Below are 24,971 nucleotides of genomic sequence, written 5' to 3' on the forward strand. Positions count from 1 at the left end.
TAGATGACTACATAGAATTGTAGGTTAATCTATTAATGAGGAAACATAAATGTCAAGTGTAAATTTGAATGTATTAGATGATAACGTGCTAATAAAGCCTATTACTGAAGAAAAACAAGGTGGAATTGTACTACCATCAAGTGCTGAAAAGAAGCCTACTAAAGGTGAAGTTATAGCAATTGGTAGTGGTTCACGCAACTCAAGCGGAGAGCGTATAGCTTTAACTGTAAAAACTGGTGATAAGGTTTTCTACAGGCAGTGGGCTGGGACAGAAGTAGAGCATGATAATGAAAAGTATGTCGTGATGAAGGAGTCAGACCTACTTGCTGTTATCAAGTAGGTATTCCTATTTTACTAAACTAATGCGCTATATAGTGCATTATGTATTTTAATATTCTAAATTTTTTATTAATTTAAGGAGTGATAAAAATGGCTAACATAGTAGTATCAGGCGAACAGTTGCAAGAAGCCTTTCGTGAAGTTGCAGCAATGGTTGACTCAACGGTGGGAGCAACTGCAGGGCCTAGGGGAAATACAGTAGGAATTAGCAAGCCATATGGTGGACCAGAGGTCACAAAGGATGGCTATAAGGTAATGAAAGGTATAAAGCCTGAAAAACCATTACACTCTGCGATAGTAAGCACCATTGCTCAAAGTGCTTCTCAGTGTAATGACAAAGTTGGTGATGGTACCACAACATGCTCAATACTGACTAGCAATATGATAATGGAAGCTTCAAAGTCAATTGCAGCTGGAAATGATCGTATTTGTATCAAAAATGGAATACAGAAGGCAAAAGATGTGATATTAAAGGAGATTACATCAATGTCTCGCACAATTTCTTTAGAGAAAATGGATGAAGTTGCACAAGTTGCAATAATTTCTGCAAATGGTGATAAAGCTATTGGTGATAGCATTGCTGATGCTGTTAAAAAGGTTGGAAAAGAAGGCGTCATCACTGTTGAAGAGAGTAAGGGTTCAAAAGAATTAGAAGTTGAACTTACAACTGGTATGCAGTTTGACCGTGGTTATCTCTCTCCATACTTTGTTACAAATAATGAAAAGATGAGCGTGGAACTTGATGATCCATATTTGCTGATTACAGAAAAAAAACTTAATATTATTCAACCTTTACTTCCTATTCTTGAGGCTATTTTTAAGTCTGGTAAACCTTTGTTTATCATTGCAGAAGATGTTGAAGGTGAAGCATTAAGCACTTTAGTGATCAACAAATTACGTGGTCTAAAAGTTGCTGCAGTAAAAGCTCCAGGTTTTGGTGATAGGAGAAAGGAGATGCTCGAAGACATAGCAGCTTTAACAGGTGCTAAGTATGTCATAAAAGATGAGCTTGGAATCAAGATGGAAGATTTAACTCTTGAAGATCTTGGTACTGCTAAAAATGTTAAAATCACTAAAGACAATACCACAATTGTTAGTGAAGACAGCGACTCTGATAAAAAAAACAGAGTAGATGCTAGAGTTAACCAGATTAAATCTCAGATTGAAACTTCAACCTCTGATTATGATAAAGAAAAGCTGAGAGAGCGTTTAGCGAAATTATCAGGCGGCGTTGCTGTGCTCAAAGTTGGTGGAGCAACCGAAGTAGAAGTAAAAGAACGCAGAGATAGAGTTGAAGATGCACTTCACGCAACAAGAGCTGCAATTGAAGAAGGTATAGTTCCCGGTGGTGGAGTTGCACTTCTTTACGCTGCATCTGCTCTTGATAAGCTAAAAGCTTCAAGCGATGAAGAGCAAATAGGTATCAACATTGTCAAAAAAGTTCTCAGTGCTCCAATCAAAAGATTGGTTAAAAATGCTGGTCTTGAATCTGCTGTTATAATTGACTATTTGATTAAGCAGAATGATAAAGAGCTTATATACAACGTTGAGGCTATGAACTACGCTAATGCATCAACAGCTGGTGTAATTGATCCGGCAAAAGTAGTTCGTATTGCTTTTGAAACGGCAGTGTCTGTAGCAAGCGCACTTATTACTACTGAATCTATGATAGTTGATCTACCAAACAAAGAAGAAAATGCTTCATCACCTATGGGTGCAGGAGCAATGGGCGGAATGGGTGGATTCTAAGTAAACAAGAGCCTTGGAGCAACTTGCTCCAAGGTATCTTTCTAGTTCTAAAAAGTCTTACATTTATAAAGGAAATAAATTTGTGATTTTCTATGCAAAGCCACTACTATTTATATTTGTTACGTCTCTTTAATATTATAACTGCTTAAAAATAAAAAAATAATATATTAAAGTTATAATTGCTAGTATATTTGTATTAGCATAATATTATATTAACAAATGATTTATATAATATTTTTATTATAATAGATAGAACTTAAATTATTTTCTTCATAAATAGAGTATTTATGAAAATACGTATATACTCAATCCTACTTTTACTTTTTTCTTGCACTGAATTGTGCGCTGAAGAAGAAGTTGCAAAATTTGATCTGCTCATTGGTAAGGTAAATAAAGCAAACCTTACCATTGAAGGCGCAATAAAGGTTACAATAAAACCAGGTTGGCATATATATTACAAAGACCCTGGAGATTTCGGCCTTCCTACTTCCTTTGACTGTCAGGGTAACATATCAAATATAGATATTCATTGGCCTACTCCCAAGGAACATGAAGATAAAGTTGGGGAAGTTACATTTATTAGTAACATATATGAAGATATGGTGTTATTTCCCTTTAAAACCAATATCATTCCAAATCAGGAATACGCTGATATTAACTTTCATATAAAGTACGCAATATGTAAAGATAGGTGTATCCCTAAAAATGCCGAGATAAAAACCAGTCAACCACTAAAGGATTTTATAGATTCTGATATCAATAAACTCATAAATGAGTGGTATGAAAAATAGAGCTCCCAGCGAGCAAGTGATAGTTATACGATAGCTTAAAAATGTTATTCCTGTCCCTGAATTTTCCAATAAAGATCTTTCCAAAAATTTCGATCATGAAGCCTTTTGGTCCCCAAAAGGCTTCATTTCAATCAATAACGAAAATTATAACTTTGAAAGAGCTGCTTGCTTATTAACTCCTGTAGTAATTTGTATGCTTTCCACACTTGTTGGAGGATAAAATCCTTTTATTACTTCAGAGCCTTCTCGCTTTAAACATGACAATGCTTCATATAAAGGCTTCGCTTCATATTGTCTTCCTACTTTTACTTCTTTATGTGCAGCTAATTGATCCCAAGTAACACCATTGCTTTCAATAAACTCTACAGGACCATTATCGCTAATGCTAATTTTCATTTTACACTCTTTCCCCTCAACATACCAATTTAAATTCATATAATATGAGCCATTAGCTACTTCATAAATTCTTACTCCATTCTCATCAACTCTGCAGCGTATTCCCCTTGTTTCACACTTGCTTTTACTAGGCAGTAATAATGTAATTCCATCTACACCATATTTTCTGCATAGATCACTATTTAAAACATCAACCACATTTATTGATTTTGTAGGATCGCCAAGCATAATTCTGAGTGCAGGCTTAATCTTACCTTTCTTTCTACTTTCTTTAATTTCTATATATTCTAAAGTATTGTCTTTTATACTTTCAATTACATCTTGTGCAATTTTTTTAGCAATTTTGCCTACAATATTTTTGCTATCGTACTTATTGGCATACTTGTATTCATACCTGCCATTAACTTCATATCTATACTTTTCCTGTCCTTCTTCACTAGGAACCACAGTAGAAAAGTGTTTAAACCACACTTCATCATCATCAATACTAACTTCTTCGTTCTTATCTTCAGAATCTATAGATACTTTACTATCTGGGCTCAGATTTTTAAAAAAATTATCTTTTAAGCGCAAATAAAAACGATTACTTTTATCAAAATAATTCTGATTATTAACTGCTTTTGGATTATCTACCACCATATTACCTCCACACATTAGCTATATAGAGGTATATATCAGTGTTGACCTTCTAGGTCAACACTAAACAATAACGAAAACTATAGTTGTTTCTTTTCACCTGCTAAAGATTGTGCTTGTGCTCCATCTACACTTGTTGAATGTTGCTTCAATATGTGATTTAGATATTCTCGTACTTCATCAGTGTATTTAATGCTCTTGTAGCTTAAACTTCTTATCAACACCTTGCCTAAATGAAAAATATTTCCTCTTTCTTGGAGAAATTTGTTATATTCATTGCAGTTACTGACTTTCATTTGCTGTGGCATATTTTTTCTTCAATGGTTAAATGGCTATTCTATAATGAATTTTGTCAGTAACTGCCAGTTCTTTTCTCTTGAGTGATGCAACAAAGCCATCCCAGTGTCAAGCACTGGAATGACACCCATTTCTTTCTAGTGTCCCCTTTCTTGTCATTCAAGTATCCTTTTCTTATCATCCGAGTAGCTAAAACTAGGATCCATTGTTCATTTTCTGGATTCCAGTCTGGAATGACATTGTTTTAACATTGTACCATATTACAATGTTCATACAGTTGTGATTGGTATGACAAGATAAGAGGTGCTAGAATAATGGAACCGAAGTCATACATAGAAAATAGGTTAGGTATTTTTCAACTTTTGCTATATACTCAAGTAAAAATCTCTCTTTTACAGATGGATACAGTAAAGTTTGTTTTATTACTGCCAACAATACTACTCATACTAGTTGCTGGTGTTTACCTATCGGTTAAACTAAAATGGTTGCAGATATTTAGACTACCGTATGCCCTTTCACTTATTGGAGCTAAAAGAGGAGAAAATAAATTTTCTTCTATAGCTGCTCTGTTTACAATCTTAGGGGGAAATTTAGGAGTAGGAAACATTTCAGGAACTGCTGTTGCTCTAAAAACCGGAGGACCGGGATCCATTTTATGGATGGCAATAATTATTGTTGTTACTTCTGTGATAAAATATGTTACTTGTTACCTAAGTATAAAAACCAGAAAAGAAAAAAATGGACGGTTTATAGGTGGACCTGTAGCCTACATGGCTGATGCATTTAACTCTAGAAAAGCTACAGTTGTGTTTCTAGTTATTATGATGATGGTTTCAATAACAGTTGGTAACCTTGTTCAGGTAAATTCTCTATCAATACCACTCAGCATGGTAGATATACCTGTAGTCATTGGCGGCATTGTAATGGCCATAATATTTTTTGTTGTTGCAGCTCTCAGCTTAAAAAAAATTAAAATTTTTATATCGGCTATGATACCGATAATGACGGTAAGTTACCTCACACTTTGCGGTATCATATTATTTAAGTTTAGTGAAAATATTCTTCCTTCTCTAAAACTAATAACAAGCAATTTTTTTACAACTAGTAGCTTTAACTCTGGTTTATCTTTAGGTTTAATTTTAGAAATGTTGACTATTATTCAAGTTGGAACTTTGCGAGGTATTTTTGCAACAGATATAGGACTTGGCCTCGAAGGAATTGTACACTCCTCGATTACTCCTAAAAAAAATAACAATAAATTTATCATTGAACAGAGTCTAATCACAATAATATCTCCTTTTATAGTTGCACTCATAGTATTCATTACAACAATGGTACTGCTTGTCACAGATTCTTGGATTACTGATTTAGAGAGCACTAACATGTGCATATTTGCTTTTAGAAAAGCTATGAATTGGCCCTATATTGACTATTTTATTATGACCATAATGTTTTGCTTTGCATTTACTACTATTTTTACTTGGTTTTTTTGTTCAAAACAAACAATACGCTATGTATCTATGGATAATAAATACACCAAAATCTGGACTGTAGTTTTTACCTTAATCATTCCATTTGGTGCAATTGGTGGAGTTAAGTTACTCTGGGATATAGCTGATATCTCGATTGCTGCTTTGCTTTTTATTAACATACTTGCTATACTCAAGCTCACTTCTCAAGATCCAGAAGTATTTACTATGAGTAGCAAATACTTGAAGTTGCAAAAACAGAGCTAAAGCAATATTTTAAGTTGTCATCCCAGTCTGGAATCCAGCCTTTCATGAACTTCATCAAAAATGTTATGTTTTAACATAATAATTTTATGCTCACTAACTGAGTGCGACTGGATCCCAGTGTCAGCTACTAGAATGACATACTTTTTGGTGAAAATTACTCTTATATTATAACGTTTGTAGTTATGAATTTGACTATAGGATCAAGTCTAGAAAAATCTAGATTCCAGACTGGAATGACAACTTAAATTGCTTGATGTGAACATAAAATAGCTCATGTCATCACGTTAGCAATACAACTTCTTTAATAAAAACTAAATCAATTCCCGTAATAATTGTACTAGCTAAGGCTAAAAGGCAGAGGGTTATTAGTGAGGGAAAATATGAATACTCAAAGCACACAACAATATCATGAATTCATTCGAGGATTTTTTACTTTATTCGATGAAATAAAAAAGGAAGACGACCCAATTTATAATTCCAGAGTTGGTTTTAATGCAGTAAAGTTTCTAATAAAGCACCCCATCTGGAATTTGGAGACAGATGAAGACAAAAATAAAGCTTATGAAGTTATTCTTCCAGAGCAGAACAAGATAAAGAAAGCCGAACAAAAGCTTGAAAGTGAAGTTAAAGCAAGGTTAAAAGAGTATGTTGATGATATCGCAGGAGTTTCAATATATGGCGATCACGCAAGTATTACACTGGGAGATGACAAAAAAGAGTTTAAAATCAGCGAGTTTTTAAATAGTGACTTTTGTCAGAAGAAAGGAATTTCGGGATTTTCAACGCTGCATAGTGATGGAAAGAGCGGAATGCACGGTTTTGTTGCCGAAGAAGGAGAGAAAAGAATAAGGCATTATGTTGTAACCGATGGTTCATATGAAATGACTTTGAATTGGCATGACAAAAATGGAAAAAAATGTACTATCAAAATCAAGATTGATAAAGATGGTGTAGATCTAACTGAACGTAATGGTGTTACTGAGGAACAATTAAAAGCAAACACAGATGTAAAAATAGGTGGCTTATTCCTATATCAAATACAATTCAAGGAGAAAGGACAAGAACAAGAGAATCAACAATCATCTGAAACTTTCATAGAAAGTGATATTAGTAAAGGTATCGGCGTTCAAGCTACTCAAGATCAAGAAGTTGAGTTTAAGCATGTAACGACTAGCACTACAAATTCTAATAACGCATCTGCTAAAAAGATTCCACCGTCACTGCCACCTAGAGCTAGTTCATTACCTAATAATCAGAAAAAAGATGAGTATCAGCCAATACGGATTAATAGTAGAAATAACTACAATTCTCCATATTCTGATGCTTCTTCAAGCAGTACTATTTTCACCAAGTCTGTAATCTACAATCAAGATAATACACAAGAGGATGAACGGTATGACAATCCTACATTTGCTACATTTGGACATGCTGTACCTGGAAGCCGAAAATCAGATGAAAGTGAGCAAATATCTAATAATCGGCAAAAAGGTGCAATTTTTGATCCTACAACTACTGAAAGCGCTGCACCAGTACAAGACGTTGCATTCAAAAAAGTTAAAGATGCATTTAAGTATGAAAACGCTAAAGAATCACGCAATACTGGAAATAAGCAACCACTAAATGATGTAGCTTCGATTCTTGCATGGAAAGCAAAAAATGAGTTATTACGTAGTGAAAGTGAGTATGATGAAGAATTTTCTGACTTCGAAGATGGTTGGAGCGATAACGAAGATGAGTATATAACGCTTTCAAATCCTCAATCAGATTATAAACAAGAAAAAGATTATCTTAGCACTAAGGAAAACGAAGAAAGAGGAAACGATAAACAAAAAGAAACCGAAGATAAATTACAAGAAAATGAATCGCTAGAATACAGCTTAACAGACATAAAAACAAACGACTCAGGTTACTCATCTCCAACTTACGCTAGCCACTATAATTTTCAGGTCAATTCTGAGCAATTAGAGAAGAGATTAGAAACCATTGAACCAAAAGATACATTGGAAAAATTGAATAAAGGATTGAGAGAACCTTCACACCAGGCTACTAAAGATTTATTCTCAGAAAGTATGTTGAAAGAAATAAAAGAAGGTAAAAAATATGACCCTGTACGTAAGTTATTAGAAAGAAAAGTGGCAGAACAAGAAAATGATAATACTAATCTGACTATAGACAAAAATAGCGAACTATATAAATTGCTAGAAAAAGATGCAGCACAACTGAAAGCTGGAATAGTAGAAGAGGAAAGAAAAGATACTTTAACAGAACGCAATGATAGTCCTGATCGCAATAGAATTGCATTAGCAAATAGAAATAGAATCTGGGCTAAACTTATTGCTGAAGAAAAACAAAAAAAGGACAATGGTATTAGTATAGGTTAAAGTAATTACTTAGCAAGCAATGGGTTTCATGTAATGGTAACCCTATTACAGAAGAGTATGAGCCACGTAAAAATAATACAAACATTCCTGCAAGACCTTGTATGTTGCACCCCCCTGACCTGTTTTTCCACTCTTCTGATGCTAAATAATATTTAATTTCTTGTTCGCTGAGACGCTTAAATTTCACTATTGTAACTACAGTCCTAATATGCTGTTTAGATTGATCAGGAGTTAATAAACACACACTGGTGTATACTCTATGCCTTCTTCCTGATAACAAGCGAACGCATTTTTCTGCTTGCTCAACGTTTTCAGCTTTGAGCAGTATCCTTCTACCACAAGCAACAACTGTATCAACACCAAGCACAAAGTAATTTGGATTTGAACTTTGTGTTTTCTCAGCTTTACTTTTTGCCATACGGATTGAGTAATCTCTTGGAAGTTCCTTTTTTAAAGGAACTTCATCTATGTCTGCTGGCAAAATTAAACCTGGCTCAATATTTATTTGTTTTAGTAAAGCTATACGCCTTTTCGATGATGAAGCAAGAATAAGATTATTTAGAGATCGTTCTGTCACTTGTACCTTTAAGCCTTCTAATTATCCTACCCTTTTTTGCATTCCTATCATAAACACTCATCTCAACCAACACCCTATCGCCTATAATTATGCGTATTTTACTTCTTCTCACTTTCCCTGATACATGACAGATAATCTCATGTTCATTGTCCAGCTTCACTCTAAATTCTGCTGCAGGTAGTAAAGCAGTTACTGCCCCTTCCACTTCAAAAATTGTTTTTGATTTGTCTTCTTTTATCATTGTCGTATTATAATTTAATAATCTTTTTCAGTCTACTATAGATTTTAAATTATTATCAATACAGGAGATTTTTATACTCTACTTGAGTATTGCTCTTGCAACTTAACTCCAATCATCTCCTTAACAATGCAAGAGGAAAGCGAGCTACCTACGCTTCTACTCTCTACTACCTTCTCAATAGAAGTTATGTTAGAAGATAAATCATTATCACAATTTTCCTCATCGCTATCAAGTTCACTATCAAAACTTGAAGATCTGGATAACTCTGTCTTCTTTTGTGAGGCACTATCAGGCTCACTAAAAACGTTTCCTGCTAGAGTATAAAATTGATGATTGAAGCTTCTTTGTTCAATAGAACTCATGTTAGAAGATAAACCATTATCACTACCATATCCGCCATCAGAGCTTGAAGATCTGAGTAACGTCATCTTTTCTTCCAGTGGAACACAAGACTCATTATTAGTCTCATTAAAAATATTTCTTGTTGGAGTATAAAATTGATTATTGAGGCTTCTTTGTTCATCAGCATGAATTTTTTCTCCCAGTCCATCAGCTATTTCTACAACTTTATCATCCCATTCATTCTCACACTCTAGCTTGCTTCTTAACTCTTCAACTTCCCATGCTAGTTTGCATATCCCTTGTTCATAAGATTCCAGTTGTGCTTTATGCTCATCTTTCAACTCTTGCACTTGAAGTTTTAAATTGCTTACATACTGCTCCTTTTCCTTCATTATGTGTGCTGCTTCTTTTAATTTGTCTTCTAACTCCTTCTTTTCTGTATTAATACCTTTTAGCTTACCCTCTAGCTTTCCTTTTTCTTCACATACATTTTTAAGTTCTTGTGCTTTCTCTTGTAACTCTGCTAACACACTTGCTAACTTTTCATCTTTTTGTGCCAGTTCAGTTTGCAATTCCGTGTTTTTTCGCTCTTCTTTTCCAAAACTGTTTTGTAAATCAGTTATTTGTTGTGAAGCAATTTCTGGTTGAGTTTCAGTGTGCTGTAAATTGGCTTCCAATGCATTGCTATTAATAGAAGGAGAAGAAGGAAGGCTATTATCAGCATCAACTTTATGATCTAACTTCCCCTCTGGTTCCTTACCTTGATAAGCCACCATAGATTCATTGTAAAGATTAATAGGAGTAGCCCTATTCTCTTCTAGTGATTCCATTACAGCATCGTATAAGGAGAGACCTTGAATATATAATTCATCGTTTTGCTTTATTAATTCTAGAATCTCCTTCGATGAAACAAAATCTTCACCATTAAATTTTAGTATTTCAGTTATGCCATCTCTACTCACATTCATAATCATGGTACACATTCCTGATCCATCTTTTGCAGGCCAAGTGCTTGTCATTTCATAATATGCACCTTCTTTAAATTCATAATATCTTTTCTTATCTTTTTTATGAGCGTGTATTTCATGTTTTTTATTGCAATAGATATTCAGTTCTTTAATATCTTTCTCTTGCTGTAAAACGTCACTAATCTTTGTTGGCTCACTATTGTCGTAATGAGTAAGGTTAATATTCAAAACTTTATTATTATTGTCAATTTCTTCACAGTAAACTTGAAAGTCCTCTTTCCATTTTCCAAAATACCTACTTGCAACTTCTTTTCCTTCCTTTACTAACTCTATGTATTTACCTATATTTTTCTCAAAGTCCTCATTAACAGGCTTTTCTCTTTCTTTTACTGCTTGATCCACGTACATTCGCTTAAAATCATTATCACCTATTAGATCATTAAAACGCCAATTATCATAAGCTTTTTGTATATCAGCAAAGTCCATCTTTTCTCTCAAAAGCGCTAATAAGCTTATCTTATCTCTCAAATTTTCTAACTCACAATCGAGAAAATCATCGAAACTGCATAACTTTTTATACAGTTCCCTATCTTCTATAATTGAGCGAAGAAATTTCATTATAGTAAGGTTCTTAATGGAAGGCTCATTTTTTTCTGCATCATTAATATAGCTTTTGAGAAATTGAAATATACCAAGCCCATCACTATCTTGGACAAACTTCTCTCTATCATTAACACAATTGTTGCCCTGTGATGAACATAATCTATTATGCAATTTTTGCAAGTCATGTATTGACTTAACTACATATTCTGCAACTGACAATTCTCTCAGCTGGTCACTTGTTTTTTCCGCTTTTACTGCTTTGTCTCCCTTAGTCAAACCTGCAATCATAATACGCCTCCTTTAACTATGTTTATATTATAACAATCAACATGTATTTAAGAAAAATCACACTGCTCACTGTACGTTTACGCTGCTACTTTGCATAATAGATTGCTTGAAGTCACACAAGTATCGTTTTTTATTAGATAAAAGTTAACAAGGCGTTTTCATAGATTTTTAAGCTTAATAACATCCTCTCTTTTTGGACTGGTTGAAATTAGATGAATTGGTACACCTATTAATTCTTCTATTTTTCTCACATATTTCATCAAATTTGCAGGTAATTCCTTAACTGACCTTTTGCCTTGAGTTTTCTCTTTCCAACCAGGAAATTCTTCATATATTGGCTCTAATTCTTTTTGTATTGAATGTGATGCGGGTAAATAATCATACATTTTTCCGCCATACTTATAACCAGTGCCTATTTTAATAGTATCAAAAGAATCAAGAATATCTAATTTGGTTAATACAATGCTTGAAACTCCAGAGAGTTGTACGGCCTGGCGCACTAAAACTGCGTCAAACCATCCGCAGCGCCTTCTTCTATTGCTTACTGTTCCAAGTTCCTTACCTATAGAAAATAAGCTGTCTCCAATTTCGTTATTTTGTTCAGTAGGAAATGGACCATTACCCACTCTTGTTGTATACGCTTTTGCTACACCAATAATGTGAGCATTGTAGGATAATCCTGAGCCTGTTATCGCTTGCGATGCTACAGTATTACTTGAAGTAACAAAAGGGTAAGTTCCGTGGTCGATATCTAAAAATGCGCCTTGAGCGCCTTCAAATATTATTTTCTTACCTTCTTTCATAAAATCATTTAGTATCTTCCACACAGGTTTTTTATATAAAAGAATTTTTTCTGAAATCTCTTGAATTTCCTTTAATATTTCTTCTTTTTTAACTACCTGGTAGTTAAGTCCTGTTCTGATAGCATTATGGTAACTCAGGAGAGCATCCACTCTTTGATTGAGCTCATCTGTGTTTTCTAAGTCACAAAGGCGTATAGCTCTCCTGCCAACTTTATCTTCATAACATGGCCCTATCCCTTTGTTTGTTGTACCAATTTTGTGATTTCCGTTTAAATCTTCAAATAGCTTTTCCTTGTCCTTATGTACGCTAAGTATTAATGGACAGCTCTCGGATACCATCAAGTTGTTATAGTTTACGTCCACTCCTTTAACTTTCAATGACTCTATTTCTGAGACTAGAGCATGTGAATCAAGAGCAACACCGTTTCCTATAATAGATATTTTGTCCGCTCTCAAAACAGCAGAGGGCAGTAAATTTAATTTATAAACCTCATCATCTATTACTATAGTGTGCCCTGCATTATTTCCTCCCTGAAATCTCACAACTACATCTGCATTCTCAGAAAGATAATCTACTATTTTACCCTTGCCTTCGTCACCCCATTGCAGACCAACAATTACAATATTATTCATCACTATTTTCTAGATTAATACGTAAATATTAATGCAGCATGCTACAAATGAAAAGAGAAATCTACGCCTTTCCTATATCCCTAAAATAAAGAAATAGACTATCGACTTTTTTATATATTATAAAATTATTCATCATTATATGGTACAACTTACAGCATATTTATAGTAAGGTGTTAATTATGAAAGAGGCAAAAAAGAGTCCGGTAGTTAGATTAAAGGCCACAGCTAAAGAATTCAATTTTAGTAAATTAAGAGCAGATCAAGATAATAAATTAGCGAATTCCGGTGAAACAATGTTCTTAGATTTTCAAAGAATGAATTTTATTATTAATGAAAAAGAAATAGATAAAAATTTTATTATTGCATTTAAGGAAGGAGCTAAAGATTATAAAAATGAGATTTTTAACCGTGATAATTTTGATAACCTCTCTGAAGAAGGTAAAGCTTTTATGGAACCAGTACTTAAGGAGCTTGATCAAGATAGACTATCTGAAGTTTGGGAAAATCATTGTAATAGCCCTACAGTTGCTGATGAAAAAAAAATTGATGAATATAGAAAGGAATTTGAGAGATTTTATAACGCAGGGAGAAGCTCTTATCATCTATTCTCCAAAAAAGATTACCGTTCATTAGCAAAGGAAATTTTTAAGGAAATGTTTAGATACGCTGAAGCAGAAATCCCAAGTGATGCTATTTTAGAAGAGTTAGTCACCAATTGTAATCAAGCAGGGTATGGGGCTGGTATATTTAATGAATCTCATGCCGCACTCAGTAGTTGTAATTTAACTCCACACAGTCCTAAAAAAGTGCTAAACATTTACTGCACTGACCACAACCGCATAAAAGTGACGTCTGATATGGCAATACCTATAACCACGATTGACAATCCGGAAGAGAAAATATGTGACCTATCCAGCTCATTAGAATTTACACTTGAGTCTCAATATGGTGAAGACCTTGTAAAATATGGAGATGGTAAATTATCACTTACTATTCCTGAAGAGTTGAAAAACTATAAAGACAATGGCAAGACCTTGTTTGACACTATTAAAGAATATTTTCAGAAATTCTGTGCAAAATTAGGATTTAAACCTGAGGCAAAAATACAAATAGAGCATAGCTTAGGTACTCAAATCAAAGTAAACAACTATTTAGATGGTACAATATCTACTACAGGATCGGATGCAAATAAAGAGTTTATCTATCTTTTAAGCGAAAATCTCAGAGGGAGGTTATTGGGATCAGGAGTTGCTCTAGGAGGTGAAGATGTTGATGATATTATTGAAGTCAGAGTATCTTCAGTTATGGATCTACTGCGTGATTATACTAAATTGGAAGATAATAAAGAAAACAGAGAGTTATTAATAAGTGAAGTAGCAGATAATTTAGGGCTTTCCACTCAAGATAAAACAGCATCAGAAGTATTGATGGAATTAAACTCTTTACCTTCTTCGATAAAAGGTCAGGTTAATCATAATCAAGTGCAGTTTGTTGTAAATATTTTTACCAATTTAATTGTTGAAGGAAAAAGCGAAGTATACAAAGAAAAAAATGCAATTAATGCAATTGATGCAATTCATCAGAAGATAGATAAGGCAATTGTTGAGCAAGAAAAAAGAGCAACCAACAAACAAGATATAGAGAATGATAAATGGACAGATAAAATAAAAAAACAGAGATTATCTATGGAATCACATGGGCATTTGCATTAAAGATACTGTGTACAGAGGCGTAGTATGCTCAATTTTCGCCTTTCATTTAAAGCACTCAAATTGACCAAACACACTCAATCCAAAGCGTTTGTAGATTCGATATCTTGAGTAACTTGACGCAGAGAGAATTGTATACCTTAGTCAACTTTTCTAGCGGTATCCATAAGGTAAATCATTATTTGAGTGTTACACCCAAGCCCTCTTTATTTTCCTCTGTTATCAAGCTAAAAATACCATTTGGTTTCATTATGTATACGAAACTATTATGCTTGCAAGAAAAAAAAACCTAAAAAACTGGAAAAGAGAATAGGAATTTGACATAAGCTATTCCCAAATTTTCAATGTTCATATGGTTATAAGCAGTACAGCTATTAATCATCCATTATTGATATACCTGAATTATTCTCAGTAAATAAATCAAGTATAATGTTAGGTACTCTACCATCAACTATGTGAACAACCCCTGCACATTCTTCTACCATTTTAGTATATGACATAAGCCTTTCAACAAATTTTTCTCCTTTAATTTTTCCACAATCAATCGATTCTTTTAAATTTTTAATCAAGACTCTTCCATTGCCAACTTTGTTTATTTCTTCATCTGTATCACTCAAGATTATCATTTTAGATGCGTAAACTGCAAGTGCAATTGCACTTGCAGTGCTATCAGTATCAATATGATATGTTTCTCCATTTTTTCCATAACCGATAGGTGCAATAACTGGTATAGAATCTGATTCTTCAATAAAGAATAATATATCAGGATTGATTTCAGTTGGTCTACCGATAAATCCCATGTCTAGTATTTTTTCAATATTATTTAATCTATTTTCCCTAAGCGTAGTGCTTATCTTTTCAGCTTTTATGAGGTTGCCATCTTTTCCACATAGTCCAATAGCTGAACCACCAGCAGAATTTATATGCTGAACAATTTTTTTATTAATTGAACCACACAGTGCCATTTCAATGATTTTCATAGTGCTTTTGTCTGTAAGTCTGACACCATTTATAAACTTATCATTCATACCTAGCATTTTTAACACTAAGTTAATTTCATATTCTCCGTCATGAACTACCACCGGATTTATACCAAGCTGTTTCAACAGAACAACATTATGCGCAAAAGCACTAAGCAGCGTTTCATCTGAGATTATTACACTGCTGCATTTGATGATAAAAGTTTCGCCTACAAATTTAGGTATGTTAGACAGAACTTCAAATAATATTTCTGTTTTTTCCTTCAATGGCATCTTACCATTTAAAGATTCATCACTTTTCATTTTTTTATCTTGTAAATTTGAAAAACTCATCTCTTACCTTGGTGATTTTATGCTTAACACGAATGCTTATTTGATGAATTGATACATGTTCATTATTAACCCACTTTTGAGTATTTTCTAGAATAGCATCTAGACTTTCCTGATTCACTTTATCTATTTTTGTTAGCACAATATTAAAGTTAATATTATTACATATTAACCAATAAACAAAGTCTTTGTCTATTTCTTTTAATCCTACCTTGCTATCTATAAGCACAAACACTCTTTTTAGATTTCTCCTGTGAATTAGATAGTACTCAATTAGGTTTAAGTATTGTACTGCTTCTTCCTTGCTTGCACAAGAATAGCCATAACCCGGTAGGTCGACAATCCTAAACTTATCATTGTACATAGAGTAAAAATTTATTTGTCTAGTGCATCCAGGTTTAGAAGAAACTCTTGCAGCTTTTTTGCTGTTTATCAGCAAGTTGATTAAACTTGATTTTCCTACGTTTGATCTACCAGCAAATGCAATCTCTGGAGCCGACTCATCTGGTAATGATTTTTTGTCTGAAGCTCCAAATATGAAGCTGCAGATTGATGTTATCTGTTTTGCCATTATACTTAGGTAGAAATATTCGAGACAATTATAGTGTTATTGCTTGATATAAGAAATTTTTTATTTCAGTATATATTACTTACTTAAACAGTTGAAAACTAGACCTGTACTATATGGATATAGAGAATAATTTACAAGACTTAAAAAAAAAGTTTTCTGATGTAGAGAGAAATCTGGAAAACCCTACCAATTTGAGTCAAAAAGAATTCGTTAGTTTTTCAAAGGAATACTCTGAACTCAGACCAATTATCGAGATAATCGATGAATATAATATATTAAAAGAGGAAATTTCAGATTTAGAAGAAATCATGAAAGATGAGAACAGCGATGGTGATATAAAAGAGTTAGCAAAAGAAGAACTTCTTGAGAAGCAAAAGATACTATTACCGAAAGTAAAAGCAAAACTAAAGTTGGCATTATTACCCAAAGATGAAGATGACTCAAGAAATGCAATATTAGAAATTAGAGCAGGCACAGGCGGAGAAGAAGCAGCATTATTTGCAGCGATGTTATTTCGTATGTATCAAAAATATGCAGAAAGAAGAAATTGGAAGTTTGAGCCAATAAGTATTTCTAATACAGGTATAGGTGGCCATAAGGAAGCTTCTGCACTCATTAATGGAACAGAAGTTTTTGCAAGACTGAAATTTGAGTCAGGGGTGCACAGAGTACAAAGAGTGCCAGAAACTGAATCCTCAGGAAGATTGCACACTTCCGCAGCTACTGTTGCAATATTACCTGAAGTAGAAGAGGTTGACTTTGAAATAGAAGAAAAAGATTTACGCATAGATGTTTATAGATCCAGTGGTCCTGGAGGGCAATCAGTGAATACAACTGACAGCGCAGTAAGGGTCACCCACTTGCCAACAGGGATAGTTGTAATACAGCAAGATGAAAAATCGCAGCACAAAAATAAGGCTAAAGCGCTCAAAGTGTTGAGAGCAAGGCTATACGAAATTGAAAGACAAAAAAAAGAAATGGAAAGGTCAACAATGAGGAAAAGCCAAATTGGTTCTGGAGATCGCTCTGAACGTATAAGAACTTATAACTTTCCACAATCAAGAATAACAGATCATAGAATTAATCTCACTTCACATCGACTAGAACAGATTATAAAAGAAGGTGAACTAGATGAATTTATTGAGGCATTGATTTCACGAAATGAAGCAGAAAGGTTGACTGGAGGAGGTAATGTTACTTTTTGATGGAAATTTGAAACAAAGCATAGGTATCAGGTTAAAAAGAAGTAAAGTTAGTTGTTCATAAGGTTGACAATTATTTAAATTTATGCTATAATTAGCAGCCCTATAACTTACAGAAACCATGGAAGTTGACTTTAATCAATATGTTAATAGTAACACCTTAGAGTTAAATAATCTATATGTATATATGGAAAAGCTAGTAAACTTTTTACAGAAAAAGCAAAATATTACAAGCTTGACTTTATCTAATTGTTATATTGATGCTCAGTGCGGAGAAGTTTTAAATGAAGCATTAGAGAATATTAATCTTCCAAATATTACTGAGTGTAAATTAACTTCTAGCATTATTGGCGCAGAAGGCTCAATAGCAATCACTAAATTGTTAAAGAATGGTAACTTTCCAAATCTTATTAAACTTGATTTAATTTCTAATGATATTAATGTTGAAAGTGGAATAATATTAATGAGTGCGCTAAGGGGTGGTAGTTTTTCAAATATTAAAGAATTTAATTTACTTTATGACAACGTCTGCAACGAAGGCATAGCAGCATTACGTGAATCATAGAACAACAATATGCTTCCAAACCTTATTAAGTTTAGTTTTCCCTTTAGTATTACTAATGATAACAAAGATATGGAAATGTCAAGCGAATACCTATTCGGTTAATAGCATCATATAGAAAAAGGCAAGTTACATTTATTTGTTGCTGCTCATAGAACATCCAAATTCAACTCTAGACCTGCTAAAAGGTGTAGGAAATCTTACTGCTATTGACATTATTGCGAAAATTCCATCAATTGATAACTTCCTATTCTGTGTAAAAAAATAAGAAAGGAGAGGAAAAAAGGATTAGTTTCTTTTATGATTATCCAAGAAGTCTAGTCTAAATTCAAGTTTTGTGAATAGGCTAGCGCTTAAATTTTTGATCAAAAAGGGACAAGTTTAGTAAAAAATAATGATATTATAAGTGGAACATAAAATAGCCCCACTGCAGTACTAATTAGGAGCAATAAAGTAGCTTTATCTGGTTGGTAATTTAAAATATTAGCAAGTATTATACTGGATCCAGAAATCGGAATAATAGCCAGTAACATTAGTGCTTTATAGATGCTTTCATCGTATATACCTGTAACATGCTTGTCTAGCAAGACAATTCCCAAAACAAATGACGGCCAGAATATGTACTTTGCTACAATAGTGGTCAAGGCAAGCTTCCAATCTACTTTAAAATTTGTAATTTGTGCAATACTTACTCCAAGCAGCACCATTCCTAATGTGATAAATGTACTTCTGATATTTATCATAACATCTGTCAAAAAAGTGGGTATTTGTATATCATATATACTTAAAAAGAAACCTAGAATCATTGCATATAATGAGGGAAGTTTGAGTAACTTTAATACGCATTCTTTTGCAGTATAGATACCATTTGCAGCTATATAAAATCCCAAGCTATTTTCAAATAGTGCCATTCCTATGTAACAGACAACATACACAGACACTGAATCTTCATCAAATAAAGCCATGGCAATCGGTAGACCAAAATAACCCATACTTGTGCTGCCCGAGCTAAACGCTAATATGTTTCTCGTGTTGTCCTTAAATAAAAAAGAAGAAAGATAATACACTGATAAGGACATAGTACTACCTATAAACCATATCAAAATCGGCAGAGAAATTACTTTTAAATTAACTTCTGTATGAGATACTCCGTATAAAATCACTATTGGATTAGCTATATAAAAGAGTATTTGAGATATAGTATTTCTATCAATTTTAAGATATCTTCCTGCTAAGTAACCAATAAGTATTGTAATGTAAATAGGTAATATTTTGAGGAAAAGAGTAAAGAACATACTAGCCTATTGTGATATCTTTGCTGATAAAGTGATATTAGATTTTAAGGTATTGTAAAAGTAAGTAAAATTTATTTTCCAATTAATCAAGTTCATAGTTAGTTAAAAAAGATTCACTGAGTGCCAAAATTTGTTCTTATATAGGACTTAATAATGATATTTTTATGATTAAATTATGTTAAGTTTGTATAAAGCTCCTTGTATATTTTTATAAACCACTTGTAGTAATTTAGGTAGATTGTTGAAAAAACACTCATCTTGAATGGTTCTCAGGAATTCTTGCCTTAATCATTAAAATCGCACTATTACTTTCCATAATTTTTTTAAAGCCAACTTTTTCGTAAACACGGATTGCACAAACATTTGCTATACCTGGGTCGACAAAGGCATTCTCATAAACTTTAAAGACAAATTTGTTTAAAAATATATTCAAAGCTTGTGAACCAACTCCTTTACCTACATAATTCAGCTCTCCGATATACCAGTCTATAGCAGCACAACTTTCTGGAAGCTCTGAAGTATCGTAGCCTTGTTCAGGTGGAAAATCTTGCCTATTATAGTATTGAATATAACCAATATCAACTGCGTCACAATTAATAATGAATGCATACATCGGTTTTTCAATAATTTGCGTCTCAAACTTCAAACGTTTGAACCCCTTAATGTAGGTACTATATTTTTTCTCAATTAACTCTGGTGTCCAATTTATATCTGCATCCCACCATAGCTTTACGTGAGGTGTTTCTAACCATTTTAATAACAGTAAAAAATGTTCTTCTTTCAACGCTTTAAATGTGATATTTTTATTCATTAATGAAAAATCTCAAATGTTACTACCATTTCTGTTAATCCTGTCTCTAATTGCCAAGTTCATTGAGATTGACATTTCCGTACCTAGTTTTCCTGATATGGTGCGCTATTTTAACGTATCAGAAGGAACAATTCAATTAACTATTGCTTATAATTTCCTAGGCTTTTGCATAGGAGGGTTATTTTTTGGTCCATTGTCTGAATGTTATGGCAGAAGAAGGATTATGATCATAGGTAACACTTTGTTATTAATCGGCGCTGTTGGTTGTGTTTTTGCACCGTCGGTTTTTTCTCTTTTAATTTCTCGTTTTATTCAAGGTATTGGTGCAAGCACATCTGTAGTTGTGTTTGCAATCGTTGCAGACAGTTATCAGGGTGACAAAGCAATAAAATTTATTGGAATCATGAATTCTGTTCTAACAGTTGTCATGGCAATTGCGCCAGTGTTAGGCAGTTTCATCAATGAAATTGTAGGGTGGCGTGGTAATTATGCAACTGTTGCAATACTTTGTTTAATCTCTTGGGTTTTGCTGCTTTTTCTGTTACCAGAAACAAAAAAGGACCGCGATATTTTCAGTTTGAAAAAAATGATGAAAGATTACAGAAAATTATTATCGAGTTCAAAATTTATGGTTCTGTCTTTGCAGCAGAGCCTCTTCTCTGCTGCTTATATGTCATTCATTACTTGCGGACCTTTTTTGTATATGGAAACTTTTGGCTTATCCAGTACTATTTATGCACTACATCAAGGTGCAATAGTTGGGTCCTTCTCACTAATTAGCCTATTTTCCATTAAGATCCTCAAAAAATTTGGAGCCGTATGGTGTGTAATTTCTGGTACGAGCGTGGGTGCTATCGGATCTCTATTGTTTGTAATACTCAGTGTAATTATGCCCCATTCTTTCTACTTAGTAACACTATCTATGATTATTTTTTCTATTGGTTGTGCAATATGCCAGCCAGTGGTTTTTAACGCATCAATAAACGTTTTTCCTGAAATTAAAGGTACGGCTTCTTCTGCACTCTCGTTCATTAGAGCTTTTGTTATGGCTATTTTTATCGGCTTAACAAGCTACGTTTACAACGGTCAGGCAATCAATATATCTCTTCTTGTTCTATCTGCAGTAGCGCTAATTTACTGTCTACTTATTGTTTTTAAGGTCTGGAAAAATCTATAATCACCATATAGATCCTTCTCATTTCTAGTTATTGCGGTAATATGTATTGCAATTTTGCCGGCTGCTCTAAATGTATCTCTTCCACATCACCTAGTCTATATTAGTTAACAAGTATGAGCTTGCTCATGCGTCTAAAATTTGAGAGCCAACTTTCAACAATCCAATCAAATTCTAACTTTCTTTAAAATACTGTTTCTTGCTGTTTTTATACCCTAAAAAATTTAGCTTACTTTTGCGCTAGTTCGTTCAAATAGCATTAGTACGATTTACTTTTTTTGGGATGTAGAGATTTTCTAGGGATTGTCTTCTTGAGTTCTATAGTATTTTGTTCAACATTGAAACGAGAGTCCCGTTTCAAGCATTGAAGTGACGAATCAAGAGCTGCTTTTATCCCATCCCTATCAACTATTTGAGTAGTTGACAATGGAATCCAGTTATTTTCGTTTATACTAATCAATACATCAAATTCTATGCTATTATTGTGTTGTTTGACGTTGCTGGCTCTAATCTTATCATTCCCAAACCCAAACGTTATAGAATTATTCTCATCATAATTGACGCTTGCAGAATCAGGTAAAACCGCAAAATCCGCGTTGTTTACAAATCGAGAAAATGCATTTTTGATGTCGTTAAATGTACCGTAATGGTCTATATGGTCGTCATTAATACTTGTTACAACAGCAATATTTGCAGGAATTTTTAACATAGTTCCATCAGACTCATCAGCCTCGATTAAAAAAATGTCACTCTTGCCAAGTTTTGAATTACTCTGATAGGAGTTTAATACTCCTCCCACAATTACAGTAGCATCAGTACCAGAATGATCAAAAATGGAAGCAATCATAGCTGTTGTTGTTGTCTTGCCACTTGAACCAGAAACCGCTATCACATATTTACCTTTCATAATTTTAGCCAGCATGTCTGACCTATGCAAAACTGTTTTATTGTTATTTCTTGCTGCAACTAGCTCCACATTATCAGGTTTTATTGCGGAAGAATGTACAACTATTTGAGCTTGTCTAATACTACTTGCATCGTGACCAATATAGACCTCTATACCTAATTTTTGTAACCTATCTATATTGTCGTTTGATCGCGTATCACTGCCTTGAATTTTATAACTGGAATTATGAAGAATTTCAGCAATTGCGCTCATTCCAATTCCACCTATACCGATTATATGTATTACTTCTTTTTTAGGGTTCTGTCGCATTTGTAGGGAAGTAGAAAGAAGAATGATATAATTGTCTAAAAAAAAAGCAAAGATGTTTCGTATCAATCAAAAATTGTTGCCATATTTCAAAGGATTTAGCTTTTCAGCGGATGTTATCTGTATACATGAAATGTCGATTCTCTTTGAGCTATCGAGATTTGGAAGAAATGATGAGTATAAGGGGAGCAAAATGCTACGTTACAAAGGTGGGTTATCACGACTGATAGATGAGGCAGTAAGGAAAAGAAAGAAGCAGGTTGGTAGTAGTTGGAGAGACTTACATTAAATTAAACGGTAAATGGGTTTATTTATATACTGTAGACTTGTGTGTTAGTAGAGACAAGTCTGCAGCACTTGCATTCTTTCGTAAAGCCTTCAGGAGTAACTATCTTCCTGAGAAAATTGTAATTGATAAAAGCGGCAGTAATACTGCTGCTCTTGATGATTTGAATGCAGAAATTTCTGAAGATTACAGTTCTTCAAATAAAATATCTAAATAATATTGTTGATAGATTTATCAAAAAACTAATAAAGCCAATGCTTGGGTTTAAAAGCTTCCATTTCGCAAAGATTACCATCACGGGCATAGAAAATATTCGTATGATTCAAAAAAGACAAATTATTAAAATAATGTTTCTACTTTTGAGAATTTTGCTATGTTAATGGCTTCATAACTCCTATAATCCCACCTTTTTTCCTATGGTTTATAGATGCGACAGAACCTTTTTTTTGACTCTGTTGAATTAAAAAGGCTAACTACAGAACGGCCAACTCAGTCTAGTCTTGTAACGGCTTACTAAGGATTCTTTAAATATCGATCCTCAAAAAAATCGGCGTAGGTTTAGGCAGTGTAATGCCTAAGCTTACACATGCGTTGCACAGAGATTTTAAATCACGTTGTTCTTTTGGAATTTGCAACTGATCGAGTATCATTTTTGCTGACTTTGGAGCAATTGGCTGCAGCAAAATGCCAATCATTCTAATGTATTCAAGTAATTTGTAGATTACTAAATCCATGCGCTCTCTATCGGTTTTACTGAGTGTCCAGGGTGCACTTTTATCTATGTAAGCATTGGCCTTGGAAGAGATATTGATAATCAGGAGTATAATCTGGTTAAATTCATACTTTGATAGATGATCCATTACTTGATCAATTATGGCTTTGCAATTTGGTAAACTCTCATCATCTTTAAGCAAATTGCGATCGACCACTGGTACAACTCCAAAGCATTGCTTGTGCAGAAATGAAATTGTTCTTTGCACTAAATTGCCTATATTGTTTGCCAGCTCTGAGTTTATGCGGCTGATCATGTTCTTCTTACTGAAATTACCATCTTGACCGAAACTTGCTTCCCGAAGGAGAAAATAGCGTAGTTGATCAACACCAAACTCTTCTGCCAGACCAATTGGATCTATAACGTTACCAAGGGATTTGGATATTTTTTCCCCCTCGTTCAGCCACCAACCATGAACTGCAATTTGCTTTGGCAGTGATAAATCTGCTGCAAGGAGGATCGCTGGCCAGTATACAGAGTGAAAACGCAATATGTCTTTACCGATCACATGAACGTTGAAGGAGTTTGTCCAAAATTTCTTATATTCCTCATCTTCTATATTAGGAAAGCCTATTGATGTGAGATAGTTAGTGAGCGCATCTATCCAAACATAAATTACGTGCTTGTCATTCCCTGGTACTTTTATTCCCCAATTAAAACTAGTACGAGAAATCGAAAGGTCAGTAAGTCCTGATTTTACAAACGATACCACCTCGTTTTTTCTGCTCTCAGGAAAGATGAAATTCGGCTGATTTTCGTATAACTCTAGTAATTTATTTTGCCAACTTGATAAACGAAAAAAGTAGCTCTCTTCTTTTATCCACTGAACTTCAGCACCTGTTGGCGCTCTGCCATATATCAACTCTGATTCCTGATAAAACGCTTCATCACGAACTGAATACCAACCTGAGTAAGAATTCAGATATATTTGCCCTCTCTCTTCAAGCCTATTCCACAGAGCTATAACTGCTTTTTCATGACGTTCTTCTGTGGTGCGAATAAAATCATCATAATCAAAGTTCATTAGCTCAGCCAATTTTCTGAACGTAACACTTATTTCATCTGTAAATTCTTTTGGCTCTATTCCCTTTACCTTAGCCGCTTTTTCAATTTTCTGTCCATGTTCATCTGTACCAGTAGTAAATTTGACGTTCTTTCCAGCTAATTTCATAAATCTAGCTGCAACATCACAGATAAGGGAAGTATATGCGTGGCCGATATGTGGCTTGTCGTTTACATAATATATTGGCGTAGTGATGTAAAAGCTCTCAAATTGCTCCATTTTG

General features: G+C 33.7%; 20 protein-coding genes and 2 pseudogenes. 10 read left to right on the forward strand and 12 right to left on the reverse strand.

What is annotated here, in order from left to right:
- Positions 1-49: 49 nt before the first annotated feature.
- The 3 genes from AAGD65_RS04875 to AAGD65_RS04885 all read left to right on the forward strand — a co-directional run bounded on the left by AAGD65_RS04875 (position 50) and on the right by AAGD65_RS04885 (position 2,879).
- Positions 50-340 carry a co-chaperone GroES gene (locus AAGD65_RS04875; RefSeq protein ID WP_007302813.1) on the forward strand — a complete coding sequence of 97 codons (291 nt, stop codon included), beginning with the start codon at positions 50-52 and terminating at the stop codon, positions 338-340.
- An 89-nt stretch (positions 341-429) separates the two neighbouring features.
- A complete protein-coding gene (gene groL / locus AAGD65_RS04880; RefSeq protein WP_264683314.1) occupies positions 430-2,088 on the forward strand; it encodes a chaperonin GroEL in 1,659 nt (552 codons plus the stop codon).
- 287 nt (positions 2,089-2,375) lie between these two features.
- Positions 2,376-2,879 carry a protein-disulfide reductase DsbD domain-containing protein gene (locus tag AAGD65_RS04885; RefSeq protein WP_264683312.1) on the forward strand — a complete coding sequence of 168 codons (504 nt, stop codon included), beginning with the start codon at positions 2,376-2,378 and terminating at the stop codon, positions 2,877-2,879.
- A 144-nt stretch (positions 2,880-3,023) separates the two neighbouring features.
- Here AAGD65_RS04885 and AAGD65_RS04890 read toward each other — a convergent pair whose 3' ends face one another.
- Complete coding sequence (locus AAGD65_RS04890) at positions 3,024-3,914, reverse strand: hypothetical protein (protein ID WP_264683311.1); 891 nt, start codon at positions 3,912-3,914, stop codon at positions 3,024-3,026.
- 77 nt (positions 3,915-3,991) lie between these two features.
- Entirely contained in the window at positions 3,992-4,219 is a 228-nt protein-coding gene (locus tag AAGD65_RS04895; protein WP_064085506.1) for a hypothetical protein, read from the reverse strand.
- Between the two features lie 387 nt (positions 4,220-4,606).
- On the opposite strand from AAGD65_RS04895, the gene AAGD65_RS04900 reads away from it, so the two are divergent.
- Both AAGD65_RS04900 and AAGD65_RS04905 read left to right on the forward strand, forming a co-directional pair.
- The gene (locus AAGD65_RS04900; protein WP_264683308.1) at positions 4,607-5,944 is read left to right on the forward strand and encodes an alanine/glycine:cation symporter family protein; all 1,338 of its coding nucleotides are present in this window, start codon (positions 4,607-4,609) and stop codon (positions 5,942-5,944) included.
- A gap of 380 nt (positions 5,945-6,324) precedes the next feature.
- Positions 6,325-8,325, forward strand: a complete 2,001-nt coding sequence (locus AAGD65_RS04905) for a hypothetical protein (protein ID WP_264683306.1) — start codon at positions 6,325-6,327, stop codon at positions 8,323-8,325.
- On the opposite strand, the gene AAGD65_RS04910 is transcribed toward AAGD65_RS04905, so the two are convergent.
- The 4 genes from AAGD65_RS04910 to AAGD65_RS04925 form a co-directional block, all read right to left on the reverse strand.
- Positions 8,312-8,902: a Maf family nucleotide pyrophosphatase gene (locus AAGD65_RS04910; RefSeq protein WP_264683304.1), complete on the reverse strand. Its 591-nt coding sequence runs from the start codon at positions 8,900-8,902 to the stop codon at positions 8,312-8,314. The genes AAGD65_RS04905 and AAGD65_RS04910 overlap by 14 nt on opposite strands.
- Positions 8,880-9,143 carry a translation initiation factor IF-1 gene (gene infA, locus AAGD65_RS04915; protein WP_052264695.1) on the reverse strand — a complete coding sequence of 88 codons (264 nt, stop codon included), beginning with the start codon at positions 9,141-9,143 and terminating at the stop codon, positions 8,880-8,882. Before infA ends, AAGD65_RS04910 begins: the two co-directional genes overlap by 23 nt.
- A gap of 71 nt (positions 9,144-9,214) precedes the next feature.
- Positions 9,215-11,344, reverse strand: coding sequence for a hypothetical protein (locus AAGD65_RS04920; protein ID WP_341810904.1), 2,130 nt, complete (start codon positions 11,342-11,344; stop codon positions 9,215-9,217).
- Between the two features lie 158 nt (positions 11,345-11,502).
- Positions 11,503-12,780 carry an adenylosuccinate synthase gene (locus AAGD65_RS04925; protein WP_264683300.1) on the reverse strand — a complete coding sequence of 426 codons (1,278 nt, stop codon included), beginning with the start codon at positions 12,778-12,780 and terminating at the stop codon, positions 11,503-11,505.
- A gap of 179 nt (positions 12,781-12,959) precedes the next feature.
- Here AAGD65_RS04925 and AAGD65_RS04930 point away from each other — a divergent pair, with 179 nt between their 5' ends.
- Positions 12,960-14,492, forward strand: a complete 1,533-nt coding sequence (locus tag AAGD65_RS04930; RefSeq protein ID WP_264683299.1) for a hypothetical protein — start codon at positions 12,960-12,962, stop codon at positions 14,490-14,492.
- 371 nt (positions 14,493-14,863) lie between these two features.
- Here the strand turns inward: AAGD65_RS04930 and argB are convergent, their stop codons facing one another.
- Together argB and yihA are read right to left on the reverse strand one after the other, a co-directional pair.
- A complete protein-coding gene (gene argB, locus AAGD65_RS04935; RefSeq protein WP_040754531.1) occupies positions 14,864-15,772 on the reverse strand; it encodes an acetylglutamate kinase in 909 nt (302 codons plus the stop codon).
- Positions 15,773-15,776: 4 nt separating this feature from the next.
- Entirely contained in the window at positions 15,777-16,373 is a 597-nt protein-coding gene (yihA, locus tag AAGD65_RS04940; protein WP_369800778.1) for a ribosome biogenesis GTP-binding protein YihA/YsxC, read from the reverse strand.
- A gap of 110 nt (positions 16,374-16,483) precedes the next feature.
- Between yihA and prfA the strand changes: the two genes are divergently transcribed.
- Both prfA and AAGD65_RS04950 read left to right on the forward strand, forming a co-directional pair.
- Complete coding sequence (gene prfA, locus AAGD65_RS04945) at positions 16,484-17,575, forward strand: peptide chain release factor 1 (protein WP_264683298.1); 1,092 nt, start codon at positions 16,484-16,486, stop codon at positions 17,573-17,575.
- A 118-nt stretch (positions 17,576-17,693) separates the two neighbouring features.
- Positions 17,694-18,137: a hypothetical protein gene (locus AAGD65_RS04950; protein WP_264683297.1), complete on the forward strand. Its 444-nt coding sequence runs from the start codon at positions 17,694-17,696 to the stop codon at positions 18,135-18,137.
- A 362-nt stretch (positions 18,138-18,499) separates the two neighbouring features.
- On the opposite strand, the gene AAGD65_RS04955 is transcribed toward AAGD65_RS04950, so the two are convergent.
- Both AAGD65_RS04955 and AAGD65_RS04960 read right to left on the reverse strand, forming a co-directional pair.
- Complete coding sequence (locus AAGD65_RS04955; RefSeq protein ID WP_064125222.1) at positions 18,500-19,429, reverse strand: AEC family transporter; 930 nt, start codon at positions 19,427-19,429, stop codon at positions 18,500-18,502.
- Positions 19,430-19,682: 253 nt separating this feature from the next.
- Positions 19,683-20,240, reverse strand: a complete 558-nt coding sequence (locus tag AAGD65_RS04960; protein WP_264683296.1) for an acetyltransferase — start codon at positions 20,238-20,240, stop codon at positions 19,683-19,685.
- A gap of 16 nt (positions 20,241-20,256) precedes the next feature.
- Between AAGD65_RS04960 and AAGD65_RS04965 the strand changes: the two genes are divergently transcribed.
- Positions 20,257-21,417, forward strand: coding sequence for a multidrug effflux MFS transporter (locus AAGD65_RS04965; protein ID WP_264683295.1), 1,161 nt, complete (start codon positions 20,257-20,259; stop codon positions 21,415-21,417).
- 424 nt (positions 21,418-21,841) lie between these two features.
- Here the strand turns inward: AAGD65_RS04965 and AAGD65_RS04970 are convergent.
- A pseudogene (locus AAGD65_RS04970) lies at positions 21,842-22,630 on the reverse strand (Mur ligase domain-containing protein); the annotation flags it as partial.
- A gap of 52 nt (positions 22,631-22,682) precedes the next feature.
- Here AAGD65_RS04970 and AAGD65_RS04975 point away from each other — a divergent pair.
- Positions 22,683-23,304, forward strand: a pseudogene (locus tag AAGD65_RS04975) (IS6 family transposase).
- A gap of 133 nt (positions 23,305-23,437) precedes the next feature.
- Here AAGD65_RS04975 and metG read toward each other — a convergent pair.
- Positions 23,438-24,967, reverse strand: a complete 1,530-nt coding sequence (gene metG, locus AAGD65_RS04980) for a methionine--tRNA ligase (protein WP_264683293.1) — start codon at positions 24,965-24,967, stop codon at positions 23,438-23,440.
- Between the last annotated feature and the right edge of the window lie 4 nt (positions 24,968-24,971).

The organism is Wolbachia endosymbiont (group B) of Chesias legatella (assembly GCF_964026945.1).
Classification (GTDB): Bacteria; Pseudomonadota; Alphaproteobacteria; order Rickettsiales; family Anaplasmataceae; genus Wolbachia.

Coding starts and splice junctions, on each gene's coding strand:
- AAGD65_RS04875 (WP_007302813.1), top strand. CDS start 50: ATGTCAAGTGTAAATTTGAATGTATTAGATGATAACGTGCTAATAAAG.
- groL (WP_264683314.1), top strand. CDS start 430: ATGGCTAACATAGTAGTATCAGGCGAACAGTTGCAAGAAGCCTTTCGT.
- AAGD65_RS04885 (WP_264683312.1), top strand. CDS start 2,376: ATGAAAATACGTATATACTCAATCCTACTTTTACTTTTTTCTTGCACT.
- AAGD65_RS04890 (WP_264683311.1), bottom strand. CDS start 3,914: ATGGTGGTAGATAATCCAAAAGCAGTTAATAATCAGAATTATTTTGAT.
- AAGD65_RS04895 (WP_064085506.1), bottom strand. CDS start 4,219: ATGCCACAGCAAATGAAAGTCAGTAACTGCAATGAATATAACAAATTT.
- AAGD65_RS04900 (WP_264683308.1), top strand. CDS start 4,607: ATGGATACAGTAAAGTTTGTTTTATTACTGCCAACAATACTACTCATA.
- AAGD65_RS04905 (WP_264683306.1), top strand. CDS start 6,325: ATGAATACTCAAAGCACACAACAATATCATGAATTCATTCGAGGATTT.
- infA (WP_052264695.1), bottom strand. CDS start 9,143: ATGATAAAAGAAGACAAATCAAAAACAATTTTTGAAGTGGAAGGGGCA.
- AAGD65_RS04920 (WP_341810904.1), bottom strand. CDS start 11,344: ATGATTGCAGGTTTGACTAAGGGAGACAAAGCAGTAAAAGCGGAAAAA.
- AAGD65_RS04925 (WP_264683300.1), bottom strand. CDS start 12,780: ATGAATAATATTGTAATTGTTGGTCTGCAATGGGGTGACGAAGGCAAG.
- AAGD65_RS04930 (WP_264683299.1), top strand. CDS start 12,960: ATGAAAGAGGCAAAAAAGAGTCCGGTAGTTAGATTAAAGGCCACAGCT.
- argB (WP_040754531.1), bottom strand. CDS start 15,772: ATGAAAAGTGATGAATCTTTAAATGGTAAGATGCCATTGAAGGAAAAA.
- prfA (WP_264683298.1), top strand. CDS start 16,484: ATGGATATAGAGAATAATTTACAAGACTTAAAAAAAAAGTTTTCTGAT.
- AAGD65_RS04950 (WP_264683297.1), top strand. CDS start 17,694: ATGGAAGTTGACTTTAATCAATATGTTAATAGTAACACCTTAGAGTTA.
- AAGD65_RS04955 (WP_064125222.1), bottom strand. CDS start 19,429: ATGTTCTTTACTCTTTTCCTCAAAATATTACCTATTTACATTACAATA.
- AAGD65_RS04960 (WP_264683296.1), bottom strand. CDS start 20,240: ATGAATAAAAATATCACATTTAAAGCGTTGAAAGAAGAACATTTTTTA.
- AAGD65_RS04965 (WP_264683295.1), top strand. CDS start 20,257: ATGTTACTACCATTTCTGTTAATCCTGTCTCTAATTGCCAAGTTCATT.
- metG (WP_264683293.1), bottom strand. CDS start 24,967: ATGGAGCAATTTGAGAGCTTTTACATCACTACGCCAATATATTATGTA.